This is a genomic window from Pseudomonas sp. MD195_PC81_125, assembly GCF_014060985.1.
GTDB lineage: Bacteria > Pseudomonadota > Gammaproteobacteria > Pseudomonadales > Pseudomonadaceae > Aquipseudomonas > Aquipseudomonas parakoreensis.
Genome location: NZ_JABULD010000721.1, coordinates 1 through 1,652 on the forward strand (window position 1 = coordinate 1; position 1,652 = coordinate 1,652).

Annotated in this window: 1 protein-coding gene and 2 pseudogenes; 1 reads left to right on the forward strand and 2 read right to left on the reverse strand. The window is 52.5% G+C overall.

The features are described from left to right. Nucleotides 1-489, forward strand: a pseudogene (locus HT737_RS28475) (LLM class flavin-dependent oxidoreductase); the annotation flags it as partial. A gap of 38 nt (nucleotides 490-527) precedes the next feature. On the opposite strand, the pseudogene HT737_RS32100 reads toward HT737_RS28475, so the two are convergent. Further along, a pseudogene (locus HT737_RS32100) lies at nucleotides 528-710 on the reverse strand (potassium transporter); the annotation flags it as partial. Nucleotides 711-903: 193 nt separating this feature from the next. Next, nucleotides 904-1,206 (reverse strand): putative quinol monooxygenase, encoded by a 303-nt coding sequence (locus tag HT737_RS28480; RefSeq protein WP_025569629.1) that lies wholly within the window; start codon nucleotides 1,204-1,206, stop codon nucleotides 904-906. Between the last annotated feature and the right edge of the window lie 446 nt (nucleotides 1,207-1,652).

Below are 1,652 nucleotides of genomic sequence, written 5' to 3' on the forward strand. Positions count from 1 at the left end.
TTGAGCCCATCCACTGGAGCACTGGCGAAAATGCACGGCGTAGAACTTGGATTACCCGAAAACCCACCGAATCCCAATTCAATTCCAATGCTGGTGACCGGCAACAGTCGCCAGTCACTGGATTGGATCGCGCGTGAGAGCAACGGATGGATCAACTATCCACGCATACCGAATATGCAGCGGCTGGTCGTGGAAGATTGGCGGCTGGAGGTCACCAGGCAATGTGGCTCTGTGTACAAGCCCTTTACTCAGTCGCTGTACATCGATCTCGATGAGAATCCGTCCACGTCACCCACACGTATCCATTTGGGGTTCAAACTTGGACGTTACCATCTACGGTTTTTGCTGGAGTCGCTTGAGGAAATCGGCGTGGACCACGTCATTCTCAATCTCAAATATGGCAAGCGCCCTGCGGCGGAGGTTATCGAGGAATTGGGTACGCACATCGTTGCGCAGTTCGGAGTGCAGCCGCGTCAGGCAGCTCATTGAACATCGGTCACTGCTACGCCGACGAATGCTCACTTGACGAAACCATAAGGTGTCACGGCGCGGATGACCTCCGGTTCTATATCACTGATGGAGATCTTCGCGCCATGAGCGACCGGTGCCCGGCAAACAATCTACCCTACCCAGCCTAAACCCGTGATGAGCACGTTGCCTTGCAGATTCTGTGCGGCTTCCACGCCGTCCATGGACACGATTTGCGCGCGTATCCTTTCACTTAACCGAGCGCGCGAGCATGGTATGAATCCTTGACACGGCACTTTAGCCATGACTTTTATCTTCAATACAGGTGTTTTGATTGATCACCGCCCGGAACAGCAGCAGGCCCAGGCTATCCTGATTTTCACAAAATACATCCTGGGCCTCCCCGAACTGAATGGAACTTCCTGTTGGATTTGCTTAACCGGGCAGCTTGGCCGCAAGGACGTCAACCTTCTCGATTGATGGAGGTTCGGCAAACAGCTCGGCAGCATTTGCCATAAGCGCCGCCGCGACCTTGCCCGAAAGATGAGCCTGCCGGCCCGCTTCATCCGGGAATGCGTCAAAGATGCCAAAGGTAGACGGCCCCAAGCGGATTCCAAACCAGGCTGTAGTGGCTGGCTCCTCCTCCACTAAAGGAAGGCCGCTCAAGAGAAAGCGCTCCACCTCTTTCTCTTTCCCAGGTTTTGCTTCCAGACGAACGAACAACGCTACTTTGACCATGACGTGGCTCCTGTTGTTACGATGCGGCTGGTGCTATCTGGTCGCAATAGCTAAAAGGGGCATCCGGCTGTTAACTATGGTCGACGACACCAGGATTACAAACCCAAAGAGACCAAGGGTAGCGTCGCATGTCGCTCGGACACTGAGAATGACGTAGTAGGCAGCGCGCAAACCGCAGACCAGCCGCTTGATCACTTTTCCCGAGCTGTGGCCTGATAATCAAGACTCAACGATATCTGAAATTCAGGAGAACATAACAGATCATGGTGACTGTCAAGCCGACCAATATGTACTCGACACGCGGTAGAAATATAACTAACCCACCTAAAGAAAACACGATCAAGGTGTTTTGCAGTATGTATTTCCTTATTCGACTCACAGCTATGAAATAGCCATATTGCTTCCCCAGGAAAAACAAGACCATGCCGGTTATCGAACATAATCTG

Excerpts from the sequence above, each read along its gene's own strand:
- HT737_RS28480 (WP_025569629.1), bottom strand. The coding sequence starts at position 1,206 with ATGGTCAAAGTAGCGTTGTTCGTTCGTCTGGAAGCAAAACCTGGGAAA.